The following is a 22765-nucleotide window of genomic DNA, read 5'->3' on the forward strand; positions in this document are numbered from 1 at the left end:
CTAACGACCCTTCTGTCGGACGATGCGGTTGCCGGCGTCGAGGCACTGTTCGACGTACCGGTCGGCGGCCGGGCGCAGGCGGGCTGCGTGCCGGTCGAAGAAACTGGCAGCGGCGGTGCCGGGCCACCGCTCGGGCAGCAGCGCCGGGGGCAGCTGCGGATCCTGGAAGAGGAACGTACGCCAGGCGTGCACGAGGCGGAACCGCGTCGCGTACGCCTCCTCGTCGCTGCTGCGTACCGTGACAGCGGCGAGCAGCGGGCGCTGGTCCGCGACGAACCGCTCGTAGGCGCGGCCGATCTCGGCCAGGTTCCAGGCGCGCCGGACCACGCCCATCGCGCCGGGGGTGCCGGAGAAGTGCGAGGCGGTGAACCGCTCGAACCGGATGCCGGTCTCGGCGAGGAGCAGGTCGACGTCCTCGGCGGGGCGGGTGGCGACCCAGGTCTGCTCGTCGAGCGTCCCGTAGCCGAGGAAGCTCAGGTTGGCGGCGAGCCGCTGGCGGTCCCGTCGGGAGCCCGGGGCCTCCAACACCAGCAGATCGAATCGGCCGTCCCAGGTGACCCGGCCGGTCCGGTAGATCCGGGCAGCCGCCTCGTCGAGTCGGCGGGCAGCTTTCGGTGTGATCGAATATCCCGGTCCGGAGACCAACCGGAGGGGCTCGAGCCAGCCTTGACGCACCATCCGGGAGACGGCGGTGCGAACTGCTGGCGGTGCGATTCCCAGCGGCGCCAGTAGCTTGACCAGGGCAGCAACCGGTGCCCGGCCACCCCTCGGACGGAGGTGGTCGCCGTACAGGTCGAAGAGTGCCGACCGTGCCTGCATGACCGCACATTGTGACAGGCCTTCTCAAGATAAGCTAGATGCTGTTACATCAATGCTGCTCCGGTTTGGGTCCGGCGGTGTTCATCAGGGAAAATCGTCAGTCGACACCCCCGCGACCGTTGCGGGTGGTCGTGACGAAGTGGCTGTGGGGCAACCCACCGACCCTGGTGTAGGTCTGAGGGGAGACAACATGGCGGCGATGAAGCCGCGGACGGGCGACGGTCCGCTGGAAGTCACCAAGGAGGGGCGGGGCATCGTCATGCGGGTCCCGCTGGAGGGCGGTGGCCGGCTCGTCGTCGAGATGACTCCCGACGAGGCCAACGCGCTCGGTGACGCACTGAAGGCAGCGGCCGGCTGAGTAAGGAGTGCTCCGGGCGGCTCACGCCGCCCGGAACGTTCTTCAGGCCCTGAGCCACCGGAATCACCGGTGGCTCAGGGTCTTCAACGCTGCGGGCAGGTGGGTTCGCCGTCGGCCCGCGACACTTTCCTGGAGGTACGGTTCCGCGTGCTCGCCATTCGTCTGATCGCCGAGCCCGACCGGCTCGACGTCCTCGTCCTGCTCGTCCGCTCCGCCGATTCGACGGCGGAGGGTGACACCTCGGCCGAGCCGGTGCCGACCGCCGTGGCGGGCCCGGACGGCACTGCCGACGAGGCGGCCGCGCTGGCGTCAGCGGCCCGGCTGACCGGCCGGGCCGGCGAGATCCACACCCAGCTGCGCCCCGGACGTACCCCCGGCCGACTGCTGCTGCTCGGCATCGGTGACGGCGACGAGGCGGCCTGGCGGACGGCCGGCGCGGCACTGGCCCGCTCAGCTTCGGCTGAGACGCATATCACCATCGCGCTGCCGGCCGAGGTCACCCCGGCCGCGGTTCGTGGGCTGACCGAGGGGCTGCTGCTCGCCCCGTACCGGTTCCGACTCACCGAGGCCGGGGACCAACCGGCGCTCAGCGGCGTCGACCTGCTGCTCGACGACCCCACCGGGTACGAGGACACCGTCGCCACGGCCCGAACCACCGCCGCGATGACCCATCTCGCCCGGGACCTGACAAACACTCCCTCGTCGGTGAAGACCCCGCAGTGGTTCGCCGACCAGGTGGCCTCCGCCGCGGCCGACCTTCCGGACCTGCGACTGCGGGTCCGTGGCCCGGCCGAGCTGACCACCGAGGGCTTCGGCGGGATCCTCGCCGTGGGCGGTGGCTCCGCCAGCGGACCACGGCTGGTCGAACTGGACTGGCACCCCGCCAACGCGCGCACCCACGTGGTGCTGATCGGCAAGGGCATCACCTTCGACACCGGCGGCATCTCGATCAAGCCGGTGGCGTCGATGAAACTGATGCGCAAGGACATGGCCGGCGCGGCCGCTGTCGTCGCCGCCACACTGGGCGCCGCCGCGCTGCGGCTGCCGGTCCGGATCACCACGTTGGCCCCGCTGGCCGAGAACATGGTCAGCGGCTCGGCGTTCCGCCCCGGCGACGTGATCCGGCACTACGGCGGTACGACCAGCGAGACGACGAACTCCGACGCCGAGGGTCGGCTGGTCCTCGCCGACGCGCTGGCGTACGCGGTGCAGCAGCTCAAGCCGGACCTGTTACTCGACCTGGCCACGCTCACCGGCGCGAACTCGGTGGCGCTGGGCAAGCGCACCGCCGCCCTGTACAGCGAGAACGACGAACTGGCCGACGGCGTGCTGGCTGCCGCCGAGGCGGCCGGCGAGTCGGCGTGGCGGATGCCGCTGCACACCGACTATGTGGAGTACCTCGGCAGCGAGATCGCCGACCTCTACAGCGCACCCACCCAGGGTGCGGGCTCGGTGCTGGCCGCGCTCTACCTGCGCGAGTTCACCGGCGAACTACGCGACCGCTGGCTGCACCTGGACATGTCCGCCCCGTCCTGGGCCGACGGCGACCAGGCCGAGGTCAGCCGCGGCGCCACCGGCTGGGGCGTCCGCTCGTTGCTGCGCTGGCTCGCCGACGTCAACTAGGGCGTGGGTCAGAGCCTCGGCGCGACCGAGGCTCTGACCCGTCCTGCGCGCGAATCAGCACTTCACAGCGGCGAGCAGACCGTGCCCGACCGGAAGCAGCGCGGGGATCCAGTGCTCCGACTCCCGGACCGCCTTGATCGTTTCGCGAACCGTCACCGTCTCCGCGTCCCGGGCGGACGGGTCGCCGATCCGGTCGCTGGCCAGCACACCGTTGAGCGCCAGCACGCCCCCCGGGCGCAGCAGCCGCAGCGCCGCCTCCACACAGGCGTGGAAGCCGGTCGCCTCCGCGTCCACGAAGACCAGGTCGTACGCACCGTCGGCGAGCCGGGGCAGCACGTCGAGCGCCCGACCGGTGATGATCCGGGTACGCCCGGCCGCGAAACCCGCCTCGGCGAAGATCCGCCTGGCGATCCGCTGGTGCTCCACCTCCACGTCGATGGTGGTGAGCACGCCGTCGACGCGCATGCCGCGCAGCAACCAGACGCCGCTGACCCCGGTGCCGGTGCCGATCTCCACCACCGCACGGGCGTTGCCGGCGGCGGCCAGCAGTCGCAGCGCCGCCCCCGCGCCGGGGGTGACCGCGTCGAGGCCCACCTCCCGGGCCAGGCTGCGGGCGGTACGCAGAACGAGATCCTCGGTGACGTACGACTCGGCGAAGTGCTGGGCCTGTGTCGTCGAACTGCCGGAACCGGCGGCCGTGGCGATGGGGCACCTCCGGGGGCGGTGCGTGGTGCGGGGGCGGGTTGGCACTGTGAGCGTAGAGGCGACCGTTGTGGGGCGCAGCCGCGCCTCCGCCGGAAGCGATCACGGGGCAACCGCTGACTGCACCGCGTCCATCCGTGCAATCCTGGAGGCGGTATCCCGTCAGCCGCGACCAGACCGGCCAGTGGCCGGGCGACGCGGCGCGGCATCCGGGGACGGACTGGGAGGCACCGACGTGACCGACGGCTGGGACTGGCGCCGGGGCGGTGAGACTCCGGCTCCGGCGCGACCGCCCGGGGCAGGAGCCCCGTCGGTGGGGCCGCCGAGCATGCCGGGGGCTGATGGCACGCCCCTCGCCTCGCCAGGCGGCGCGCCCACACCGGGGTGGCCGGCGTCTTCCGGCGCGCCCACAGCGGCCTGGCCGGCGTCTTCCGGTGGCCCGACACCGGGCTGGCCCGCGTCGGCTGCGGGCGGGCCCAACTCGGCCGAGGCGTCGGCCTGGTGGTCGGACGCGCTCGCCGACCCCTGGCGCGACCCGGCGGCCCCGGCCGCTGTGGTGGTGCCCGGGGTGGTGGCTCCCGGCACCGAGCCCGAGCCGGTCAGCGACCCCGACGCGCCGGGCCGGCCGACACTGCGCCACCTGTTGCTCATTCCCGTGATCACCGCGCTGCTGGCCGGCACCCTCGGCGGTGCGTTGGGCTACGCGTTCGCGGTGCGCGGCGGCGCTGGCGCGGCGGTCCTCGGTGCTGCGCCCGCTGAGGTGCCGGCGCTGGCGCAGCGCAAGCCGGAGTCGCTGGCCGGGGTCGCCGAACGGGTCCTGCCCAGCGTGGTCACCGTACGGGTGAGCAGCCTCGGCGGGACCAGTGAGGGTTCCGGGTTCATCGCCAGCGCCGACGGTCATGTGATCACCAATGATCATGTGGTGGCCGGCGGCACCGGCAAGGCCTCGGTGGTCTTCAACGACGGCAGCACCGCACCGGCGACCATCGTCGGTCAGGACGCGGAGTCGGACATCGCGGTGATCAAGGTGAGCCGTCAGGGGTTGCGACCTGTGGAGTTCGGCGACTCCGACGCGCTGGCGGTCGGTGACCCCGTGCTCGCCATCGGCTCGCCGTTGTCGCTGGCCAACACGGTCACTGCCGGCATCGTGAGTGCGCTGGACCGGACGATGCAGGCTGGCGAGCCGGGCGGTCCGGTGCGTTACTACGCCGCCATCCAGACCGACGCCGCGGTCAACCACGGAAACTCGGGCGGCCCACTTGTCGACGGCGCCGGCCGGGTGGTCGGAGTTAACTCCACCATCAAGTCACTTGTCGCCGAGGGGCAGGAGGCGGGCAATATCGGGCTCGCCTTCGCCATCCCGATCAACCAGGCCAAGCGGGTGACCCAGGACATCATCGGCACCGGCAAGGCCCGGCGTACGGTGATCGGCGCCCGGGCGGACGGCCCCACCGGGGTTGTCGGGGGCGGCCTGCGGCTGGCCGAGGTGGAGCCGTCCGGCCCCGCTGACGGCGCAGGACTGAAGGTCGGCGACGTGATCCTCAAGATCAACGGGCGGCCGATGACCGAGCCGACGGATCTGACCGCGTTGGTCCGCAAGTACGCGCCGGGCTCGGTCGTGACAGTCGAGTATCGGCGGGGTTCCGCCCGGCAGAACACCTCGGTAACTCTCGCCGCGGACGCGAAGTGACTCAGCGCGGAAGCGAGACGAACAGCGGCGCACCCCCTGCCCGAAAGCCGTCCGCCGTGCGTAGTCTTGCTGCTGACGCCGAGAGGAGGCCCGCGGAATGCTCGACAACCTGAACTGGTGGGAAATCGGTGCGCTGCTGCTCCTGGCGCTGTTGATCTTCGGCGACCGGCTCCCCGCCGTGATCACCGACGGCCTGCGGTTGGTGCGCAACCTGCGCAACATGGCCCGCAACGCCACCGGCGACCTGAGCCGTGAGCTGGGCACCGACATCCAACTGGAAGACCTGCACCCGAAGGCGTTCATCCGCAAGCACCTCCTCAGCGAGGAGGACGAGGCGGCGATCCGCAAGCCGTTGCAGGGCGTCTACGACAACCTGCGCGCGGACGTCAGCGGCGTGCACAACGACCTGAAGGACGTGGCCAACGCCGCCGACCTGCGGTCGAGCGAGGCCCGGTCCGGCGCGGCCACCAGCAGCCCCCCGGCTCCGGCCCCCCGCGTCAGCTACGACGACGCCACCTGACCGACCCGTACCCCTGCCCCTGGGAAGGCGGCCGACCCACCGCTCGGCCGGATCGTGCCCGCCTGGTCCCGGCGTCGCCTCTGATCAACTCGGGTTTCCGAAAGTCGCGGCATTCCACGCCGGTCAAGGGCCGACTTCCTGAAACCCGAGTTGATCATGCCGGTCACTCGCGGCAGCCTGGCCGGACCATCCACCGACGCGACTCAGCCCGCCGGCCAACAGTGGCCGACGGGCTGACGGTGTGCCGGGTGGTCAGCGGCCAGCGGGCTTGAGGCCGAGTGGCTTGCCGAGCAGTGACTCGCGGCGCAGGGCGAGCCGGTCGGCGATCGTGCCGAGCGCCTGCGCGGCCGGGGACTCCGGCTCGGCCAGCACGATCGGGTTGCCGGCATCGCCGGCCTCGCGGACCCGGGTGTCCAGTGGGATCTGACCGAGCAGCGGCACCTGGGCGCCGATGGTCCGGCTCAGCGACTCGGCAACCGCCTCACCACCGCCGGCGCCGAAGATCTCCATCCGGGAGCCGTCCGGCAGCTCCAGCCAGGACATGTTCTCGATGACGCCGACCACCCGCTGGTGGGTCTGCAGGGCGATCGCCCCGGCCCGCTCCGCCACCTCCGCGGCGGCCGTCTGCGGGGTGGTGACGATCAGGATCTCCGAGTTGGGCAGCAACTGGGCCAGCGAGATGGCCACGTCACCAGTGCCCGGCGGCAGGTCGAGCAGGAGCACGTCCAGGTCGCCCCAGTAGACGTCGGCCAGGAACTGCTGCAGTGCCCGGTGCAGCATCGGGCCGCGCCACACGACGGCGGCGTTGCCCGACGTGAACATGCCAATGGAGATCACCTTCACGCCGTGCGACTGCGGCGGCATGATCATGTCTTCGACGCGGGTGGGCCGCGCCTCAGTGCCGAGCATCCGGGGCACCGAGTGGCCGTAGATGTCGGCGTCGACGACCCCGACGGAGAGCCCACGGGCGGCGAGCGCCGCCGCCAGGTTGACGGTGACGCTGGACTTGCCGACGCCGCCCTTACCGCTGGCCACCGCGTACACGCGGGTGCGCGAGCCGGGCTGGGCGAACGGGATGACCGGCTCCTCGGTGGCGCCACCGCCGCGCAGCTGCGACTGCAACGACTGCCGCTGCTCGGGGGTCATCACCCCAAAGTCGATCTCCACGCCGGTGACGCCGGGCACCGCGGCGACGGCGGCGGTGATGTCCGTACGCAGCTTGTCCTTCAGCGGGCAGCCGGCGACTGTGAGCAGCAGCTCGACGCGGACCACGCCGCTGGCACCGATCGTGGCGGAGCGGACCATGCCCAGCTCGGTGATGGGCCGGCGGATCTCCGGGTCGTTGACGGTGGCCAGGGCGGCCTGGATCGCGTCCTCGACGGTGCTCACTGGTGCTGACATGCCCGCAATGCTACGTCGCGGGGCATCCGTTGCCGCCGCTGCCCGGGGCGGTGTGAGCCAATCGATGACCCGTCGGTCAGCTCTCTGACCGGCGCGGGCCGGTGCCGTCCGGCCGGGCGTCCCGGGTGAAGTCGCCGTCCAGGTCGTCGCGGGGTTCCTCCAGGCCGACACCGTCGGTCGGCCGCTGGCCACGTCGCTCCTGGCGGCTGTCCTTCTCCTGCTGGCGGCGCTCCAGTCGCTGCCGGCGTTGCCCCATCTCGTCCAGTTCCTCGGCCAGCCGGGCCAGCTCGGAGCGGAGGAAGTCACGGGTGGCCACCTCACCCAGGGCGATCCGCAGGGCCGCGATCTCCCGGGCCAGGTACTCGGTGTCCGCCTTCTGCGCGGTGGCTCGCCGCCGGTCCTCCTCCAGGGCCACCCGGTCCCGGTCGGCCTGCCGGTTCTGGGCCAGCAGGATCAGCGGGGCCGCGTAGCTGGCCTGCAACGACAGCACCAGGGTCAAAAACGTGAAGGTGTACGGGTCGAAGCGCAGGTTCGCCGGGGCCAGGGTGTTCCAGGCGAACCAGATCGCGATCACCACAGTCATGACGACGATGAAGTTCGCGGTGCCCATGCCCCGGGCGATGCCCTCGGACCACCGACCGAACGCCTCCGCGTCGAACCGGGGCAGCTTGACGCCCCGGGGCTCGCGCGGCTGGTCGAGCCGTTCGTTCCGCCGCTGCTCAGCCATCCGCGCCGTCCAGCGCAGGGTCGGTGGTGCCCGGGGCGGCCAGGGCGTCGCGGTCCCGCCAGTCCCGGGGCAGCGAGTGGTCCAGCACGTCGTCGACCGTGACGGCGCCGACCAGCCGGTTGTTGCGATCGATCACCGGCATGGCGACCAGGTCGTAGGTGGCCATCCGGCGGGTGATCTCCGGCAGTGGCGTGGTGGGGCGCAGCGGGTCGATGTCGTTGACCACCACCTTGCCCAGCAGATCGGCCGGCGGTTCGCGCAGCAGGGCCTGGAAGTGCACCATGCCCAGGTAACGGCCGGTCGGCGTGTTCTGCGGTGCCCGGGTCACGAAGACCTGCGCGGCGACGGCGGGGGAGAGCTGCGGCTCCCGGATCCGGGCCAGCGCCTCGGCGACTGTGGCGTCCGGCGGCAGGATGACCGGCTCGGAGGTCATCACACTGCCCGCCGTGCCGGGGGTGTACTTCAGCAGTTGGCGTACCGGGTCGGCCTCGTCCGGCTCCATCAGGTCCAGCAGCACGTCCTGCTCGGGTGGGGGCAGTTCGTTGAGCAGGTCCGCGGCGTCGTCCGGGTCCATCTCCTCCAGGACGTCGGCGGCCCGCTCCCGGTCCAGGGCGGCGAGGATCTCCACCTGGTCGTGCTCCGGCAGCTCGCTGAGCACGTCGGCCAGTCGCTCGTCGTCCAGCGCGGCCGCGACCTCGTTGCGTCGCGCGTCGGGCAGATCCTGCAACGCGTTGGCCAGGTCGGCGGGGCGCATGTCCTCCAGGACGGCGAGCAGGTTCGCCGTACCCCGGTTGTCGGCGATGCCGCTGAGCCCGCGCACCCGGTCCCACTCGACCTGGTGCAGGTGGCCGCGGCGGCTGAGCCGACCGGTCTGCTCGCGTACGGCGACACGGGTCAGCGACCACTCGCCGCCCCTGGTGCACTCCATCGCGACGTCCACGACAGCGCCGGGCTGGCCGCCCGGGTCGAGTTGCACCCGCCGGTCGAGCAGCTCCTGGAGCACCAACAGCTCGTTTGGGCGCTTCTCGAACCGGCGCAGGTTGAGGGTGCCGGAGCCGAGCACGACGGCGTCCGCGTCGATGGAGGTGATCCGGTTGATGGACAGGAAGATCCGACGACGCATCGGCATCTCGGCGACGAGGCCCACCACCTCCGGCGGACGTTTCGTCGCCCGCAGCCGTGCCACGGCGTCACGAACCCGGCCCACCTGGTCGCCGTTCGGGTCGAAGACGGCGACTCCGGCGAGACGGGCGATGTAGACCCGGGTCGGCGTACTCACGGGCACCAGCCTAAGCGCCTAGTGTTTATCAACATGTCGACAGTGGCCTACGAGATCGTGGACGTCTTCACCGATCGCCCCTTCGCCGGCAACCCGCTGGCGGTGGTGTTCGGCGCGGAGGCGCTGGCCACCGAGCAGATGCAGGCGCTCGCGTTGGAGTGCAACCTGTCCGAGACGGTGTTCGTGCTGCCGCCGACCCAGGTCGGCGTCACCTACCGGGCCAGGATCTTCACTCCGGTGGAGGAGTTGCCCTTCGCCGGTCACCCCAGCGTCGGCGCGGCGGTCACCGCCTGCCGGCGGGGCATGTTCGGTGTGGGGCAGGTCACCCAGGAGTGCCGGGCCGGTGTGCTGCCGATCGAGGTGACCGCGTCCGGGGCGACGCTGACCGGTGGCGCCCCGACGCTCGGGCCGGAGCTGGACCCGGAGCCGTTGCTGGAGATCGCCGGCCTGGTCGCCGGGGACCACATCGGGCCCGCGCCACGGGTCGCCGGCTGCGGGCTGGAGTTCCCGTACCTGCCGGTGCGTCCGGAGTCGGTGGCCCGGGCCCGGGTGGACCCGGCGGCGGCGCAGCGGTACGGGGTGTCGCACGTCAGCGTCTTCTCCTGGGACGCGGCGGCGCAAACCGCGCACGCCCGGGTCTTCGTGCCGGGGATCGGCGTTCCGGAGGACCCGGCGACCGGTTCGGCGGCGCTCGGCCTCGGTGTCTGGCTGGTGGCGAGCGGTCTGCTGCCCGGCGAGGGGCGGTCGGAGTACGCGGTCCGTCAGGGCGCGGAGATGAACCGGCCGTCCGCGTTGGCCTGCACCGTCACAGCGGCGAACGGGGTGGCGGTCGGCGCGACGGTCGCCGGCCAGGTGGTGCCGGTGGCCCGCGGCGAGATCGCCGTGCCGCCGTTCGTGGGCTGAGCAGAGGCGCCGATGCGGGAGGATGCGGGTGTGACGGACGAGGACGCCCCCGGGGGCACCCCACTGGTCGACGAGGCGATGAAGAAGGCCGCCGTGGCCTGGGTCAGCGTTGCGGGCGGGCCGGCGCTTGCGCTCTGGTGCGCCCCGCTGGAGGGCGCGCTGCTGGTGGTCAGCGGGCCGGGCGAGCAGGCCGCACCGGGTCTCGCCGACGCGACCGAGGCCCAGGTCACCCTGCGCGGCGACCACGGCGGCCGGATCGTCACCTGGCCGGCCAGGGTGAGCCGGTTGCAGCCGGGCACCGAGACGTGGGACGTCGCCGCGCCGCTGGTGGCGGCGAAGCGCCTCAACGCGCCCGGTCCGACCGCTGACCTGGTGGCCCGATGGGCCGCCGACGGATGCGCTGTGAACCGCCTAGCCCCGGCCGGTACGCCGCTGGCCGGAGCGGAGTTACCGGCCGACGCGCAGGCCGAGCCACCTCGGGCGACTCCGGCGGTCCGGGCCACCCGCAAGCCGTTCCGCCTGCACAGGGTCCGCCGCCGCTGATCGGTTGATCAGCTGGTCCGACCGCCGACGCCCGCCACCGCGGCGTCGGCGTCGACGAGGGCGAGCACGTCGCCCAGGGTGCCGAGCGTGGGGCCGCGCCAGTCCCGGTCGGCGTTGAAGACCATGTGCGTGGCCAGATCCGGTGCGGCGAGCCGGACGGCGGTCATCCCGGCCCGCTCGGCGCCGGTCAACTCCTGGCTGCCGCCGTCACCGACGTAGAGGCAGTCGCCCGGCGCGAGCCCGAGCCGCTGGCAGGCCGTCAGGTAGAGCGTCGGGTCCGGTTTGCACCGCCCGACCTGCACCGAGAAGACCCGCACGTCGAGCAGGGGGGCGACCGCGAGCTGCGGCAGGAAGGCCGGCAGTTCGTGCGTACAGTCGCTGATCACGCCGGTGCGCAGGCCGCGCTGGCGCAGAGCCGCCAGCACCGGCACCGCGTCGGCCCGTAGCCAGGTGTCGGCGCGGACCGCCCGGTGCCGGGACGCCACCGCCGCCCGCACCGCCTGGTCGCTGGGGTGTACGCCGGCCTGGGCGCACACCCAGCGCAGTGTCGCCTCCGCGTCGCCGAGCCGCCCGCTGGCCCGCTCGTAGTAGGTGCGGTTCAACACCTCGGTCAAGATCTCGGTGGGACACCCGAGCAGCTCGGCGGTGCCGACGTGCGCGACACCGCGTTGTACCGAACGGGTCAGGGTGCCGAAGAAGTCGAACAGCACCGCCTGGTAGCTGGGCATGGGGGAGCGCCTCCGGGCGGTCGAGGGTCGTCGGCGCGAACCCGCGTGATCGTAACGGAGTGATGACCCTCCGTGCTGACCGTCATACGTGTGAGGATTACGTCCCGTGCCCCCACCTTCACCCCGGCCGTCCCTGGACCCGCTGACCACCGGAGCGGTCGGGCTGGCCGTGGTCGCCGTGTCGTCGTCCGCGCCGCTGATCGCGTACGCCGCCGCCCCCGCGCTGGCCATCGCGTTCTGGCGCAACCTGCTCGCGGTGGCCGTGCTGAGCCCCTTCGCGCTGGTCCGACGCCGCGCCGAGTTCCGCAGACTGACAGTGGGCGCGGGCCGGCGGGAGGGCCTGTTCTGCGTGCTCTCCGGCGTCGCCCTGGCCGGGCACTTCGCGACCTGGGTGCCGAGCGCCCAGCTCACCTCGGTCGCCACGTCCACCGCCCTGGTCGCCACCCAGCCGGTCTGGCAGGGGCTGATCGCCCGCGCCCAGGGGCGTCCGCTGCCCCGGGTGGTGTGGATCGGCATCGCGGTGGCGGTCGGCGGCGCGGCTGTCGCCACCGGGGTGGACGTTGGGGTCTCCGGCCGGGCCGTCCTCGGTGACGTCCTGGCGCTGGTCGGCGCGATGTTCGCCGCCGTCTACACCGCCTTCGGCGAACGTGCCCGGGTCAGCATCAGCACCACCACCTACACCACCATCTGCTACGGGATCTGCGCGCTGATCCTGCTGGCCCTGTGCCTGGTCGGCGGCGTACGGCTGACCGGCTTCGACGGCCGTACCTGGCTGGCCATCCTGGCCCTGGTGGCTGGGGCCCAACTGCTCGGGCACTCGATGTTCAACTACGCCCTGCGGAAGATCCCGGCGACCACGGTGAGCGTGCTGATCCTGCTGGAGGCGCCCGGCGCGGCAGTGCTCGGCTGGGCCTGGCTGGGGCAGCTGCCCCGCCCGTACGCGCTGCTCGGGATGGCGTTGCTGCTGGCCGGGGTGGCGGTGGTGGTGCTCGGCGGTGCCCGCGCTGGCCGTCGCGCAGTCGAACCCACAGCCCTGCCCGCCGACCCGACCCCGTTGGCCTGAGGGCGATTCACAGGTACGCGGCGAAGTGGTCGGCCACCAGGTCGGACAGTTTCCGTTGGCAGCTAACGGAAACTGTCCAAGATTGCCGGAAAATCAATGGCTCGCACTGCCGTCGGCGGTCAGGCTTCGTGGACCTCGATGACCCGGGTCGTCGGGGCGGCCTCGCCGAGGGCGGTACGCAGCGCCGCCCGGTCCGGGTCGGCGAGGAACGACTCGTAGCCGGCCCGCCCGTCGAACCGGATCACGTGCACCTCGGTCTGCCCGTCGGTGCCGCGCAGCCGCCGCTCCAGCCGGCCGCCGTGCCGTTCGAGCAGGGCCAGCACGGCGTCCTCGTAGCGCTGCCCGGCGGCCTCTGCCCCGACGGCGAACTCGACGATCGCGACGAGTGTCAGCACGCCGGCCCGGTCAGTCATCGAGACCGACAGCCTTGGCACTCGCCGCCCACAGCCGGGCGGCGAGCTGCGGATCGGCCGCCTTCCGGAGCGGTCGACGCGGCCGACGGTCGATGTAGTAACCCCCGTTGATCAGCCGGGAGCGCTCCTGGTTGGCCAACCACACCAGGGTCTCGGCACCCTTCTCCGGGCTGCGGAACGGCATGAAGCGCATGCCGAACGCGACAAGCCTGCTGTCGTTGGCGAACCGGGTACGGACCACCCCGGGGTGGAAGCTGTACGCGGCAACGTCCGGCCAGCGCCGGGCGGCCTCGGCGGTGAACAGGATGTTCGCCTGCTTGCTGGTGCCGTACGCGCCCATCGGCCGGTAGTCACGCAGAGGCTTGTTCAGGTCGTCCGGGTCCAGTGCGCCGAAGCGGTGCGCGCCGGAGGCGGTCACCACGACCCGGCCCACCCGGTCGGCGAGCAGGTTGGTCAGCAGGAACGGGGCCAGGTGGTTGGCCTGGATCGACATCTCGAAACCGTCGACAGTCCTCAGTGGTTGCAGCGCGATGGCGCCGGCGTTGTTGGCCAGCACGTCGATCCGGTCGTACGCGGCCCGGAGCTGTTCGGCCAGTCGACGTACGTCGTCGAGGATCGCGAAGTCGGCCCGGAACAGCTCCGGACGTTCACCGGAGTTCTCCCGTACCCGTTCGGCTGCGGCCTGCAGGCGGGCCGGGTCCCGCCCGACCAGCACCACCTGGTCGCCCCGGCAGGCCAGGTGCACGGCGGTGGCCAGCCCGATGCCGGAGCTGGCCCCGGTCACCACCACCAGTCGACGCCCAGTGAGATCTTCCACAGGTCCATTCACCCCGGTCATGGCGCGAGGTTACCGTGGCGTCACAACGCCCTTTGGGATCGTTAAGGTCTCGGATCTGTCGTCAGGTGGCGTCGGCATGCCCGCCGGACGCTGGAAGGAGCGCATCCATGGCCGCAGTCGGTCGCCCCCGCAGGTCCTGCCTCGCCGTGCCGGGTTCCAGCGTGAAGATGCTCGGCAAGGCCCAGGGCCTCCCGGCCGACCAGGTCTTCCTCGACCTGGAGGACGCCGTCGCCCCACTGGCCAAGCCGGACGCGCGCAAGAACATCGTGGCCGCCCTCAACGAGGGCGACTGGGCCGGCAAGACCCGGGTGGTCCGGGTCAACGACCTGACCACCCCGTGGACCTACCGGGATGTCATCGAGGTCGTCGAGGGCGCCGGCGCCAACCTGGACTGCATCATGCTGCCGAAGGTGCAGACCGCCGCCCAGGTGCAGTGGCTGGACCTGACGCTCACCCAGATCGAGAAGACGATCGGCCTGGAGGTCGGTCGGATCGGCATCGAGGCGCAGATCGAGAACGCCGCCGGTCTGGTCAACGTGGACGCGATCGCCGCCGCCTCGCCGCGCGTGGAGACCATCATCTTCGGCCCGGCCGACTTCATGGCGTCGATCAACATGAAGTCGATGGTGGTCGGCGGCCTGATCCCGGACTACCCGGGCGACCCGTACCACTACATCCTGATGCGGATCCTGATGGCCGCGCGGATGCACGACAAGCAGGCCATCGACGGCCCGTTCCTGCAGATCCGCGACGTCGACGCGTTCCGCGAGGTGGCCAAGCGCTCGGCCGCGCTGGGCTTCGACGGCAAGTGGGTGCTGCACCCGGGCCAGATCGACGCCGCCAACGAGGTCTACCAGCCGGCGCAGGCCGACTACGACCACGCCGAGCTGATCCTCGACGCGTACGAGCACTACACCTCGGAGGCCGGCGGCCGGCTCGGCGCCGTGATGCTCGGCGACGAGATGATCGACGAAGCGTCCCGCAAGATGGCGCTGGTGGTTGCGGCCAAGGGCCGGGCCGCCGGGATGAGCCGTACCTCGTCGTTCACCCCACCGGAGCGCTGACCGGCCGGGCCGGGACGACCGCCGACGGCTGTCGGTCCGGCCCGACAACCGGCGGTACGCCGGCCCGCCCGCCGGTCAGTAGCTGCTGCTGTTGTCGCTCGTCGCGATCGCGTAGATGATCGCGGCGGCGTAGATGGCGATCAACAGCACCAGGAACCCGGTGAGAATCCAGCCGACGATGATGGCGGCCTTCGCCATCCCCGCCCCGCCCTCGCCGCTGAGCCGGATCTGCTTCTGCGCAACGTGCCCGAGGATCGCGCCGATCGGCGCGGTGATGCAGGACGTGAAACCGATCAGGGCCAGCACGAACGCCGCGATGGCCATCCCGTTGGTCTTCGGCGGCTGCGGGTAGCCGTAGCCGGGGTACTGCGGCGGGTAACCGGGCGGGGCGTATCCGGGCGGGGCGTAACCGGGCATCGGCTGGGTCGCCGGGTGCTTCGCGCCGGCGTACGGGTCGGCCGGGGCGTACGGGTCGGGGGCGTACGGGTCGACCGGGCCAGGTTGCGCGGGCACCGGCTGACCGGCCACCAGGGTCGGGTCCGGTGCGGGGCTCGACGGCTGGGCCGACCACGTGGGATCGCTCCAGTTGCCGGGCGGCGGGGGATTGGTCATACGAACTCTCCGTCAGGTTGGGTGCGGAGACAGGGTAGCCAGCGCCGCCCAAACCCGACGCCCCTGCTTCCGGGTGCCGCGTTGCTCGGGCCGGTCGTAACGGGCAGGATCCCTGACATGGCATACGACGCGCGCGCCGCGGACCGCTCCGGCAGTCGACCCCGACGGGACGTCAGCCGCCCCGGCGCGGCCCGGCGCGCCCGGACGGCCGCCCCGGCGGGCAGCCCCGGCCCCGACGAGCCGGTCGCGCTCACCGACCCGGTCACCATGCGCCTCGACGGGAGGGTCGCCCTGGTCACCGGGGCGGGCAGCCCGGACGGCATCGGGTACGCCACCGCCCGGCGACTCGCCGACCTGGGCGCGCGGGTGGCCATCGTCTCCACCACCCGACGCATCCACGAGCGGGCGACCGAGCTGGGGGTGACCGGCTTCGTCGCGGACCTGACCGACGAGTCCGAGGTCGGCGCGTTGGCCGATGCGGTCGCCGAGCAGTTGGGCGACGTCGAGGTGCTGGTGAACAACGCCGGCCTGGCCAGTCGCGCCAGCCAGGGGGTGCTGCGGCCGGTAGCGCAGCTGACCTACGACGAGTGGCGCGGCGAGATCGACCGCAACCTCTCCACAGCGTTCCTGTGCAGCAGGGCGTTCATCGGGGGGATGGCCGAGCGGGGTTGGGGTCGGATCGTCAACCTGTCGGCCACTGCCGGCCCGGTCAACGCCCTGCCCACCGAGGCCGCGTACGCCGCGGCGAAGGCCGGCGTCGTCGGGCTGACCCGGGCCCTGGCCATGGAGATGATCGCCGACGGCGTGACAGTCAACGCGGTGGCGCCCGGCACCATCTACACCGCGGCGTCCACCATGGCCGAGATCAAGCAGGGGTTGGGCACCCCGGTGGGGCGACCGGGCACGCCGGACGAGGTCGCCGCGGCGATCAGCTTCCTCTGCTCGCCGGCCGCCTCGTACATCACGGGGCAGATGCTTGTGGTGGACGGCGGCAACAGCGTCCGCGAGGCCCGCTTCCGCTGACGGCCCCGGCAAGCGCCGGCCCGTTCGTCAGTAGCCGCCGCTGTCGCCGGTGTTGCCGAAGGCCACCAGCGCCAGCCAGCCACAGCAGGCCAACACGGTGAGCCCGGTGAAGACGTAGCCCAGGATCAACCCCCAGGTCGCGAGCTGGTCGCCCTCCTCGCCGCTGGTGCGGATCTGCCGCTTGGCCACGTGGCCGAGCACGGCGCCGGCCGGCGGAAAGACGAAGGCGAACACCAGCGACAGGATCGCCAGCACGTTGGTGCCCCGACCCGGCCCGGACGGCGGTGGGCCGTACTGGCCGTAGGGGCCCTGCGGGGGGTACGGCGGCTGCTGGCTCCAGTGCGCCGACTGCTGTGGGCCCTGGTGACCGTACGGCGACGGTTCGCCCGCCGGTGGCCCGTACGGTGACCGTTCCGTTGGCAACTCGTACGCCGGCTGGTCCGGCTGCGGCGTGTACGGCGGCTGGCCGGCCGGCGGTGGCGCGTACGGCGACTGGTCCTTCGGTGGCTCGTAGGGTGACGGCGGCGGCTCGTCCTCGGGCGGCGGTCCCGACGGCGGGTAGCTCACAGCTGTCCTCCTCCTGCCGGTGCCGGAAAAGTCCCTCTTGCCGGACGCTACCCGCAGCGGTGAACCTTTTCACAGCGGTTGTGTGGACTGGTCACCTTGGCCTCGTCGACCCGAGGGGCCGATACTGACCCAGCGTTCAGTTACCCATGAGTAGTGCGCGGATCCCCGGAGGCTGAGATGGCCAGACTCGCCCAGACGCCCGGCCTGACCGATGTGCAACAGTCGATCCTGGAGACCGTTCGGGATTTCGCCGACAAGGAGATCATCCCGCACGCGCAGCGGCTGGAGCACGCCGACGAGTACCCCACCGACATCCTCGACGGCATGCGCGAGATGGGGCTGTTCGGTCTCACCATCGACGAGGAGTACGGCGGCCTCGGTGAATCGCTGCTCACCTACGCGCTGGTGGTGGAGCAACTGTCCCGAGGCTGGATGTCGATCTCCGGCATCGTCAACACCCACTTCATAGTGGCGTACCTGATCTCCCAGCACGGATCCGCCGAGCAGAAGGCCCGGCTGCTGCCGAAGATGGCCACCGGCGAGGTGCGCGGAGCGTTCTCCATGTCCGAGCCCGAGACCGGGTCCGATGTCTCGGCGATCAAGTCCCGGGCCGTCCGCGACGGCGACCGCTACGTGCTCAACGGGCAGAAGATGTGGCTCACCAACGGGGCCTACTCCTCGGTGGTGGCCACCCTGGTCAAGACCGACACCGGCGCGGAGTCCGTCTACGGCAACATGAGCACCTTCCTGTTGGAGAAGGAGCCGGGCTTCGGCGAGACCGCCCCCGGCCTCACCATCCCCGGCAAGATCGAGAAGATGGGTTACAAGGGCGTCGAGACCACCGAGATGGTGCTCGACGGCGTGACGGTGCCCGACTCCGCGATCCTCGGCGGCGCCGACCGGGTGGGCCGCGGCTTCTACCAGATGATGGACGGCATCGAGGTGGGCCGGGTCAACGTGGCCGCCCGTGCCTGCGGCATCTCCATCCGCGCCTTCGAGCTGGCGGTGAGCTACGCCCAGCAGCGCAAGACCTTCGGCCAGCCGCTCGCCAAGCACCAGGCGATCGCCTTCAAGCTCGCCGAGATGGGCACGAAGATCGAGGCCGCGCACGCCCTCATGGTCAACGCCGCCCGACTCAAGGACGCCGGCCAGCGCAACGACGTCGAGGCCGGGATGGCCAAGCTGCTCGCCTCGGAATACTGCGCCGAGGTCGTCCAGGAGGCGTTCCGCATCCACGGCGGCTACGGCTACTCCAAGGAGTACGAGATCGAGCGGCTGATGCGGGAGGCCCCGTTCCTGCTCATCGGCGAGGGCACCTCAGAGATCCAGAAGACCATCATCAGCCGAGGCCTCCTCAAGGAATACAAGCTCTAACCCCACCCCCCGCCCTCGCGATCTTGCACTTTCGGTTGCCCGATTGCCCCTTGTATCGGGTATGCCGGGACGGTAAGTGCAAGATCGCGGGATGGGGTGGGGTGGGTCAGGTCAGGCGGGTCAGGTTGGCGGCGGCTCGTTCGACGATGAGGCAACGGTCCTCGACGTAGTCCATGCCGGCCTCCTCCGCGATCTGCCGCGCTTCGGCCGAGACGATGCCCAGTTGCAGCCAGACCGCCGGGGCGCCGATCGCCGCCGCGTCCCGGACCACCTGCACGGCGTCGGCCGCCGGTCGGAACACGTCGACCAGGTCGACGGGGTGCGGAATGTCGGCGAGGGTCTTGTAGGCCCGTTCTCCGAACAGTTCGTCGACCGTCGGGTTGACCGGGATGATGCGCCAGCCGTACTGCTGCATCTGCAACGGCACGCCGTGCGCGGCCTTGAACGGGTCGCGGGACGCGCCCACGACGGCGATCACGGCGGAGTCGGCGAGGATCTGCTGAGCGGTACGCACCCGCCGACTGTAGCTCCGACTACAGCAGCGTCAGCTGCTCGGCCGTAGACGGCGGCGGCTCGGGCAGGCTGCGGTTGTCGCCCCGCTCCCCGCGGTGCAGCCCGTGCCGGCGGGCGGCGATCCGCACCCGTGCGGTCAACTCCCGCTGGTACGCCTGCGGCGCGTACGCACCGGCCCGGTAGAGCTCACGGTAGCGGGGGACGAGGTGCGGGTGCTCGCGGGCGAGCCAGTGCGCGTACCACTCCCGGGCGCCGGGGCGCAGGTGCAGGGGCAGGGCGGTCACGCTCGTCGCGCCGGCGGCGGCGATCGCCGAGACGGTGGTGTCGATCGACTCGTCGCTGTCGCTGAGGCCGGGCAGGATCGGGGCCATCAGCACGCCGACGGAGAAGCCGGCGTCGGCGAGTGCCCGGACGGCGTCCAGTCGGCGGCGTGGGTGCGGTGTGCCGGGCTCGACGGTGCGCCAGAGGTGCTCGTCGACGAACCCCACCGAGAAGGAGATGCCCACGGTTGTCACCTCGGCGGCCTCGCGCAGCAGCGGCAGGTCGCGCAGGATCAGCGTGCCCTTGGTGAGGATCGAGAACGGGTTGGCGAAGTCTCGCAGGGCACCGATGATCTGCGGCATCAGCTGGTACCGACCCTCGGCGCGCTGGTAGCAGTCCACGTTGGTGCCCATCGCCACGTGCGCGCCCCGCCAGCGCGGCGCGGCCAGCTCCCGCCGGACCAGCTCGCCGGCGTTGACCTTGACGATCACCTTGCGGTCGAAGTCCGCGCCAGCATCGAGATCGAGATAGGTGTGCGTGTTTCGGGCGAAACAGTTGTGGCTGACCACTCCGTTGGCGATGAAGTCCCCGGTGCCAGTGGTGATGTCCCAGAGCGGCAGTTCAAGCCCGAGTGCCTCGATGCCGACAACCCGGAGGGCGCCCTGATGTTTGAGCGCGTCACCGTCGATCGACCGCTTCCGAGTGATGGCAGGGTCGGTCAGGTGAAAGAACCGGAGCCGGGCGGCGAGGCCCCCGGTCAGCCTGATCTCCCGCACACGGTTGGGTCGGCCGCGGTCTTCCCGCACGCAGGCGAACCCGAAATGGCGCAGTGCTGCAGTCGTCTGGTCGAGGATGGCGTCGTCGCTGTTGCTGATGCGCAGGACGCCTTTGCTGCAACTGCCCTCCGCGTCGAAGATGCCGGCCAGGAAGCCGAGGCGCCAGTCGTCGCTGGGCTCGACCGGCCAGCGGATAAGCCCACCAATCGTCTCGGTGTCCCGCTGCTTCGAGGTGCGGATGGCGGTCATCGCACGTCGCGTGGTGCTGGCCCGCGTGAAGGTGAAACGCTGCGTTGTGATCCCTTCGAGGGCGAGGTACCGCTGACTGCGGCTCAATGCCTCGTCATCGGCCAATGCCAGCCGGAACCGATGCACCACCCCGTACGAGTACGAATAGGTGCCGAGGTTTCCATCTCCGCGGATCATGCCGCAGAGGTAGCCTCGGCGGTAGTCGAGTGACTCCTTGGGCCCTTCGGCGAAACGACCGGTGCCGATCAGACGGTTGTTGGTGGTCAGATAAGGGCGTCGGGCGTTGCCTTGCATGGACCCGGTGACGTACTTCCACCCACGTTCAGATAGGAACCGGTGGTCTCCGCTGGCGATGAGGGTCGTGCCGTCTCCCAAGGTGACCCGGTAGGCCGGCTTCACCGTGGACCATTTGTCGCGGACGGTGGTGATCACGTATCGACGGTAGGCGCCGCGCCGCTCGGTCCCGTAGATGCGGTCGCCTGGCTCCAGTTCGCTGATCGGCTTCGTGCGACCGTCCGCCATCAGGATCGGGGTGTCGCCCGAGAGGCAGTAAACACATGCATGAGAGCAGCCTCGGTACGGGTTGATCGTCCACTCGAACGGGACGCGGGACTGCCCGGGCACCCGGTTGAGGATGGACTTGGCCTGCACCTCGTAGAAGGTCATCCCGGCGAACTCGGGGGTGTCGAAGGTGCGGGCGACGGCGCCGGGCAGCGCCAGCGGCAGGGGTGGCGTCGCTGGCGCTGCCCGCTCGGGGTCTCCCTCGACCGGGGGAGCGGTGAGGTTGTCCCAGCGCATGGGCACTATTCGAACACGTGTACGAGATGAGCGCAAGTGACCCGCCGTACACCGGTGGGCGTCCGGGTGGTCGGAGAGGGGAGGATGGACGCCATGGAGACGTCGACCTTCGTCTACGACGGGGACTGCGCGTTCTGCACGAGCTGTGCGGAGTTCATCGAGCGCCGCATCCCCACCGCCGCACGGGTGGTGCCCTGGCAGTTCGCCGACCTGGACGCGCTCGGCCTCACAGTGGCCGAGTGCGAGGAGGCAGTGCAGTGGGTCGGCGCGGACGGCTCACGCGCGGCCGGCCCGGACGCCATCGCGAAGCTGCTCGCCGCGAGTGGTCCGCTCTGGCGGGTCGCCGGCGCCGGCCTGCGGATTCCTCCGGTACGCGTCGCGGCCTGGCCGTTGTACCGCTGGGTGGCGCGCAACCGGCACCGACTTCCCGGTGGCACGGCGGCCTGCTCCCTGCCCCAGGAGGCCCGGGAGCGGCTCTACGGGCCGGCCGGTCGCCCGACCACCGGCGCCTGATCGTCGAGCGCCGGCCCCGCGCCGGCTGCCACCGGGCCCGGGTCGGCCGGCGTCGGGTCGACATCGGCGCGGCGCGGTTGCGGGGCATCCGTCGTCGCCGCCTCGGGAGAGCCACGCCTGACGAGCCGGCGACCCCAGACCAACGGGCGTACCCGCTCCAGCGGTAGGAAGCTGGTCATCGCGGCCAGGTGCGGCGCGAACGAGATCGTGATGGTCGCGATGGTGACCGCGTGGAACGAGTAGAAGAAGCCGACCATGGCGTGTCGCCAACGGGGCGGCAGGAAGAAGACCACCGGGCTGAGCAGCTCGAACGCCACGATGCCGAACTGGGCGACGATGAGCAGGTACGGCACCTGGGCGATGAGGTCCGCCAGGTCGGTGCCGCGCCGGATGATCGCGCGGGCCAGGACCGAGCCGGTCAGCCAGTCCAGACCGCCGAAGCGCAGCTTGGCGAAGGCGGCCAAGAAGTACGTGCAGATCACCGCGATCTGGGTGACGCGTAGCGCCCAGCCACCGGCCTCGGTGCGGGTGGTGTCGCCGTGTCGGGCGCGACCGGCGGTGGGCAGCACTGCCAGTGCGACGAGCAGCCCGAACCGGTCGTGGTCGACCTTTCCGTAGCTCATCGCGATGATCATCCACTCCAGGTAGAGCGCGCACACCGCCCAGCCGAGCAGCCGGGGCGCTCGTCCGGTGGCGGCGAGGAGGGCGAGCAGCAGCAACGCCCAGAAGATCACCGTCACCAGCGTCTCGGTTGGCGTCGGCAGTGGGAGCAGGCGGCCGATCAGGAGTGGCTGGTAGAGGTCGCCGGGCACGCTGACCCGGGTGCGTACCCAGGGGGTGAAGATCACCAGATCGGCGGCGACGAACAGGTAGACCACGGTGCGGAAGGCGGCCACCCGCCCCCGAGGTACGGCCTCGGTCAGCCAGCGGGTCATCGGGTGGCCTGCCAGCGGACGACGGTCTGGTCGGTGTGGCTGCCGGTCGGTCGGCCGGCGCGGATCCCGTGCCAGCGGATGACGATGCGGACCTCCACCAGCGCGGGGGCGTCCGGGTGGCGTTCGGCGTACGCGTCGGCGACCTCGGTGAGCAGCGTCGGGTCGGCGGCGTATCGGGCCTGCTGACCCTCGATCTCGGCGCGCCGGATGCCTGTCGCGTTCTGGTCGAGGTCGATCACCGCCCCGGAGCTGTTCACCCCCTCGACGCGGGTGTCGGGCGCAGGTGCGTTCGGCGGGTTGGAGGTGGAGTACATCCGGAACGGGCCGAACGGGAAGTCGTCGTCGCCGCCCCAGAAGGTGCCGACGACGAGCAGGGCGAGGCCCAGTGCGGTAGCGCCCAGCCGGGTCACGCGCCCGCGGGTGGTCAGGTTCTCCATCGGGTCGTGACGATACGGGATGTACCGACGGCCTCG

Annotated in this window: 25 protein-coding genes; 11 read left to right on the plus strand and 14 right to left on the minus strand. The window is 71.5% G+C overall.

The window, feature by feature from the left end; translation table 11 throughout:
• Window positions 1-819, minus strand: a complete 819-nt coding sequence (locus tag AB0B98_RS20745; protein ID WP_091394799.1) for a PaaX family transcriptional regulator C-terminal domain-containing protein — start codon at window positions 817-819, stop codon at window positions 1-3.
• 190 nt (window positions 820-1009) lie between these two features.
• Here AB0B98_RS20745 and AB0B98_RS20750 point away from each other — a divergent pair, with 190 nt between their 5' ends.
• The gene (locus tag AB0B98_RS20750) at window positions 1010-1177 is read left to right on the plus strand and encodes a DUF3117 domain-containing protein (protein WP_007455245.1); all 168 of its coding nucleotides are present in this window, start codon (window positions 1010-1012) and stop codon (window positions 1175-1177) included.
• Window positions 1178-1324: 147 nt separating this feature from the next.
• Window positions 1325-2800, plus strand: coding sequence for a leucyl aminopeptidase family protein (locus tag AB0B98_RS20755; RefSeq protein WP_357364586.1), 1476 nt, complete (start codon window positions 1325-1327; stop codon window positions 2798-2800).
• Between the two features lie 54 nt (window positions 2801-2854).
• On the opposite strand, the gene AB0B98_RS20760 is transcribed toward AB0B98_RS20755, so the two are convergent.
• Window positions 2855-3550 carry an O-methyltransferase gene (locus AB0B98_RS20760; RefSeq protein WP_357266597.1) on the minus strand — a complete coding sequence of 232 codons (696 nt, stop codon included), beginning with the start codon at window positions 3548-3550 and terminating at the stop codon, window positions 2855-2857.
• Window positions 3551-3830: 280 nt separating this feature from the next.
• On the opposite strand from AB0B98_RS20760, the gene AB0B98_RS20765 reads away from it, so the two are divergent.
• Both AB0B98_RS20765 and AB0B98_RS20770 read left to right on the plus strand, forming a co-directional pair.
• Window positions 3831-5192: a trypsin-like peptidase domain-containing protein gene (locus AB0B98_RS20765; RefSeq protein ID WP_357364588.1), complete on the plus strand. Its 1362-nt coding sequence runs from the start codon at window positions 3831-3833 to the stop codon at window positions 5190-5192.
• A 97-nt stretch (window positions 5193-5289) separates the two neighbouring features.
• Window positions 5290-5712: a preprotein translocase subunit TatB gene (locus AB0B98_RS20770; RefSeq protein ID WP_357364590.1), complete on the plus strand. Its 423-nt coding sequence runs from the start codon at window positions 5290-5292 to the stop codon at window positions 5710-5712.
• A 252-nt stretch (window positions 5713-5964) separates the two neighbouring features.
• Here the strand turns inward: AB0B98_RS20770 and AB0B98_RS20775 are convergent, their stop codons facing one another.
• From AB0B98_RS20775 to AB0B98_RS20785, 3 genes are all read right to left on the minus strand, one after another.
• Entirely contained in the window at window positions 5965-7113 is a 1149-nt protein-coding gene (locus tag AB0B98_RS20775; protein ID WP_145787534.1) for an Mrp/NBP35 family ATP-binding protein, read from the minus strand.
• A gap of 76 nt (window positions 7114-7189) precedes the next feature.
• Window positions 7190-7840 carry a DUF1003 domain-containing protein gene (locus tag AB0B98_RS20780; RefSeq protein ID WP_238671211.1) on the minus strand — a complete coding sequence of 217 codons (651 nt, stop codon included), beginning with the start codon at window positions 7838-7840 and terminating at the stop codon, window positions 7190-7192.
• Complete coding sequence (locus AB0B98_RS20785; protein ID WP_238671210.1) at window positions 7833-9119, minus strand: CBS domain-containing protein; 1287 nt, start codon at window positions 9117-9119, stop codon at window positions 7833-7835. Before AB0B98_RS20785 ends, AB0B98_RS20780 begins: the two co-directional genes overlap by 8 nt.
• A gap of 33 nt (window positions 9120-9152) precedes the next feature.
• Between AB0B98_RS20785 and AB0B98_RS20790 the strand changes: the two genes are divergently transcribed.
• Window positions 9153-10022, plus strand: a complete 870-nt coding sequence (locus AB0B98_RS20790) for a PhzF family phenazine biosynthesis protein (protein WP_357364592.1) — start codon at window positions 9153-9155, stop codon at window positions 10020-10022.
• Window positions 10023-10034: 12 nt separating this feature from the next.
• Window positions 10035-10565 (plus strand): hypothetical protein, encoded by a 531-nt coding sequence (locus tag AB0B98_RS20795; protein WP_357364594.1) that lies wholly within the window; start codon window positions 10035-10037, stop codon window positions 10563-10565.
• Between the two features lie 8 nt (window positions 10566-10573).
• Here the strand turns inward: AB0B98_RS20795 and AB0B98_RS20800 are convergent, their stop codons facing one another.
• Complete coding sequence (locus AB0B98_RS20800; RefSeq protein WP_357364596.1) at window positions 10574-11293, minus strand: HAD family hydrolase; 720 nt, start codon at window positions 11291-11293, stop codon at window positions 10574-10576.
• Between the two features lie 106 nt (window positions 11294-11399).
• Here AB0B98_RS20800 and AB0B98_RS20805 point away from each other — a divergent pair, with 106 nt between their 5' ends.
• Window positions 11400-12356 carry a DMT family transporter gene (locus tag AB0B98_RS20805; protein WP_357364598.1) on the plus strand — a complete coding sequence of 319 codons (957 nt, stop codon included), beginning with the start codon at window positions 11400-11402 and terminating at the stop codon, window positions 12354-12356.
• Window positions 12357-12475: 119 nt separating this feature from the next.
• On the opposite strand, the gene AB0B98_RS20810 is transcribed toward AB0B98_RS20805, so the two are convergent.
• Both AB0B98_RS20810 and AB0B98_RS20815 read right to left on the minus strand, forming a co-directional pair.
• Window positions 12476-12769: a hypothetical protein gene (locus tag AB0B98_RS20810; protein ID WP_357364600.1), complete on the minus strand. Its 294-nt coding sequence runs from the start codon at window positions 12767-12769 to the stop codon at window positions 12476-12478.
• Window positions 12762-13586 carry an SDR family NAD(P)-dependent oxidoreductase gene (locus AB0B98_RS20815; protein ID WP_357268363.1) on the minus strand — a complete coding sequence of 275 codons (825 nt, stop codon included), beginning with the start codon at window positions 13584-13586 and terminating at the stop codon, window positions 12762-12764. Before AB0B98_RS20815 ends, AB0B98_RS20810 begins: the two co-directional genes overlap by 8 nt.
• A 128-nt stretch (window positions 13587-13714) precedes the next feature.
• Between AB0B98_RS20815 and AB0B98_RS20820 the strand changes: the two genes are divergently transcribed.
• Window positions 13715-14671 carry a CoA ester lyase gene (locus tag AB0B98_RS20820; protein WP_238671206.1) on the plus strand — a complete coding sequence of 319 codons (957 nt, stop codon included), beginning with the start codon at window positions 13715-13717 and terminating at the stop codon, window positions 14669-14671.
• Window positions 14672-14746: 75 nt separating this feature from the next.
• On the opposite strand, the gene AB0B98_RS20825 is transcribed toward AB0B98_RS20820, so the two are convergent.
• Window positions 14747-15283, minus strand: a complete 537-nt coding sequence (locus tag AB0B98_RS20825) for a DUF4190 domain-containing protein (protein WP_357364602.1) — start codon at window positions 15281-15283, stop codon at window positions 14747-14749.
• Between the two features lie 117 nt (window positions 15284-15400).
• Here AB0B98_RS20825 and AB0B98_RS20830 point away from each other — a divergent pair, with 117 nt between their 5' ends.
• Window positions 15401-16306 carry an SDR family NAD(P)-dependent oxidoreductase gene (locus tag AB0B98_RS20830; RefSeq protein WP_210781830.1) on the plus strand — a complete coding sequence of 302 codons (906 nt, stop codon included), beginning with the start codon at window positions 15401-15403 and terminating at the stop codon, window positions 16304-16306.
• A 27-nt stretch (window positions 16307-16333) separates the two neighbouring features.
• Here the strand turns inward: AB0B98_RS20830 and AB0B98_RS20835 are convergent, their stop codons facing one another.
• The gene (locus tag AB0B98_RS20835; RefSeq protein ID WP_238671204.1) at window positions 16334-16873 is read right to left on the minus strand and encodes a DUF4190 domain-containing protein; all 540 of its coding nucleotides are present in this window, start codon (window positions 16871-16873) and stop codon (window positions 16334-16336) included.
• Between the two features lie 177 nt (window positions 16874-17050).
• Between AB0B98_RS20835 and AB0B98_RS20840 the strand changes: the two genes are divergently transcribed.
• Complete coding sequence (locus AB0B98_RS20840; protein WP_238671203.1) at window positions 17051-18247, plus strand: acyl-CoA dehydrogenase family protein; 1197 nt, start codon at window positions 17051-17053, stop codon at window positions 18245-18247.
• A gap of 106 nt (window positions 18248-18353) precedes the next feature.
• Here AB0B98_RS20840 and AB0B98_RS20845 read toward each other — a convergent pair whose 3' ends face one another.
• Window positions 18354-18761, minus strand: coding sequence for a CoA-binding protein (locus tag AB0B98_RS20845; RefSeq protein ID WP_151489547.1), 408 nt, complete (start codon window positions 18759-18761; stop codon window positions 18354-18356).
• 19 nt (window positions 18762-18780) lie between these two features.
• Complete coding sequence (locus tag AB0B98_RS20850; RefSeq protein ID WP_357364604.1) at window positions 18781-20844, minus strand: intein-containing Rv2578c family radical SAM protein; 2064 nt, start codon at window positions 20842-20844, stop codon at window positions 18781-18783.
• 93 nt (window positions 20845-20937) lie between these two features.
• On the opposite strand from AB0B98_RS20850, the gene AB0B98_RS20855 reads away from it, so the two are divergent.
• Window positions 20938-21357, plus strand: a complete 420-nt coding sequence (locus AB0B98_RS20855; RefSeq protein WP_109819716.1) for a DUF393 domain-containing protein — start codon at window positions 20938-20940, stop codon at window positions 21355-21357.
• Here the strand turns inward: AB0B98_RS20855 and AB0B98_RS20860 are convergent.
• Both AB0B98_RS20860 and AB0B98_RS20865 read right to left on the minus strand, forming a co-directional pair.
• Complete coding sequence (locus AB0B98_RS20860) at window positions 21321-22292, minus strand: HTTM domain-containing protein (protein WP_357364606.1); 972 nt, start codon at window positions 22290-22292, stop codon at window positions 21321-21323. The two genes, AB0B98_RS20855 and AB0B98_RS20860, sit on opposite strands and share 37 nt — an antisense overlap.
• On the minus strand, window positions 22289-22729 hold the full coding sequence (locus AB0B98_RS20865) for a hypothetical protein (RefSeq protein ID WP_238671200.1): 441 nt from the start codon (window positions 22727-22729) through the stop codon (window positions 22289-22291). Before AB0B98_RS20865 ends, AB0B98_RS20860 begins: the two co-directional genes overlap by 4 nt.
• Window positions 22730-22765: the final 36 nt, after the last annotated feature.

The organism is Micromonospora sp. NPDC048947, assembly GCF_040649495.1.
Taxonomy (GTDB): Bacteria; Actinomycetota; Actinomycetes; order Mycobacteriales; family Micromonosporaceae; genus Micromonospora; species Micromonospora alfalfae.

Excerpts from the sequence above, each read along its gene's own strand:
- AB0B98_RS20825 (WP_357364602.1), bottom strand. The coding sequence starts at position 15,283 with ATGACCAATCCCCCGCCGCCCGGCAACTGGAGCGATCCCACGTGGTCG.
- AB0B98_RS20765 (WP_357364588.1), top strand. The coding sequence starts at position 3,831 with ATGCCGGGGGCTGATGGCACGCCCCTCGCCTCGCCAGGCGGCGCGCCC.
- AB0B98_RS20860 (WP_357364606.1), bottom strand. The coding sequence starts at position 22,292 with ATGACCCGCTGGCTGACCGAGGCCGTACCTCGGGGGCGGGTGGCCGCC.
- AB0B98_RS20770 (WP_357364590.1), top strand. The coding sequence starts at position 5,290 with ATGCTCGACAACCTGAACTGGTGGGAAATCGGTGCGCTGCTGCTCCTG.
- AB0B98_RS20810 (WP_357364600.1), bottom strand. The coding sequence starts at position 12,769 with ATGACTGACCGGGCCGGCGTGCTGACACTCGTCGCGATCGTCGAGTTC.
- AB0B98_RS20830 (WP_210781830.1), top strand. The coding sequence starts at position 15,401 with ATGGCATACGACGCGCGCGCCGCGGACCGCTCCGGCAGTCGACCCCGA.
- AB0B98_RS20800 (WP_357364596.1), bottom strand. The coding sequence starts at position 11,293 with ATGCCCAGCTACCAGGCGGTGCTGTTCGACTTCTTCGGCACCCTGACC.
- AB0B98_RS20850 (WP_357364604.1), bottom strand. The coding sequence starts at position 20,844 with ATGCGCTGGGACAACCTCACCGCTCCCCCGGTCGAGGGAGACCCCGAG.
- AB0B98_RS20775 (WP_145787534.1), bottom strand. The coding sequence starts at position 7,113 with ATGTCAGCACCAGTGAGCACCGTCGAGGACGCGATCCAGGCCGCCCTG.
- AB0B98_RS20745 (WP_091394799.1), bottom strand. The coding sequence starts at position 819 with ATGCAGGCACGGTCGGCACTCTTCGACCTGTACGGCGACCACCTCCGT.
- AB0B98_RS20855 (WP_109819716.1), top strand. The coding sequence starts at position 20,938 with ATGGAGACGTCGACCTTCGTCTACGACGGGGACTGCGCGTTCTGCACG.
- AB0B98_RS20780 (WP_238671211.1), bottom strand. The coding sequence starts at position 7,840 with ATGGCTGAGCAGCGGCGGAACGAACGGCTCGACCAGCCGCGCGAGCCC.
- AB0B98_RS20840 (WP_238671203.1), top strand. The coding sequence starts at position 17,051 with ATGGCCAGACTCGCCCAGACGCCCGGCCTGACCGATGTGCAACAGTCG.
- AB0B98_RS20865 (WP_238671200.1), bottom strand. The coding sequence starts at position 22,729 with ATGGAGAACCTGACCACCCGCGGGCGCGTGACCCGGCTGGGCGCTACC.
- AB0B98_RS20820 (WP_238671206.1), top strand. The coding sequence starts at position 13,715 with ATGGCCGCAGTCGGTCGCCCCCGCAGGTCCTGCCTCGCCGTGCCGGGT.
- AB0B98_RS20750 (WP_007455245.1), top strand. The coding sequence starts at position 1,010 with ATGGCGGCGATGAAGCCGCGGACGGGCGACGGTCCGCTGGAAGTCACC.
- AB0B98_RS20790 (WP_357364592.1), top strand. The coding sequence starts at position 9,153 with ATGTCGACAGTGGCCTACGAGATCGTGGACGTCTTCACCGATCGCCCC.
- AB0B98_RS20795 (WP_357364594.1), top strand. The coding sequence starts at position 10,035 with ATGCGGGAGGATGCGGGTGTGACGGACGAGGACGCCCCCGGGGGCACC.